Annotated in this window: 1 pseudogene; it reads right to left on the reverse strand. The window is 70.6% G+C overall.

Going from position 1 to position 228, the window contains the following annotated elements:
* Positions 1 to 228, reverse strand: a pseudogene (locus SM755_RS24315) (type II secretion protein); the annotation flags it as partial.

The following is a 228-nucleotide window of genomic DNA, read 5'->3' on the forward strand; positions in this document are numbered from 1 at the left end:
TGGATGGTGCCGAGCACGGCGCTTTCGTTCGCGCCGACGCGCATCGCTTCGTAGAGCACCTGTGCTTCCTCGCCGCGTACCTCGCCGAGGACCAGCGCGCCTTCCCCCAGACGAAGGGCGGTTCGGAGCGCTGCGGTCGGCGTGATCCCCGGACCGTCGTCGACCGTGGTTCGAATCGCCTGCACGTCACGCCCGGCACGCCGGAGGGCGCGTGCTGGTAACTCCGGC

Origin of the sequence: Natrialba sp. PRR66 (assembly GCF_034808065.1) — an archaeon.
GTDB classification, from domain to species: domain Archaea; phylum Halobacteriota; class Halobacteria; order Halobacteriales; family Natrialbaceae; genus Natrialba; species Natrialba aegyptia.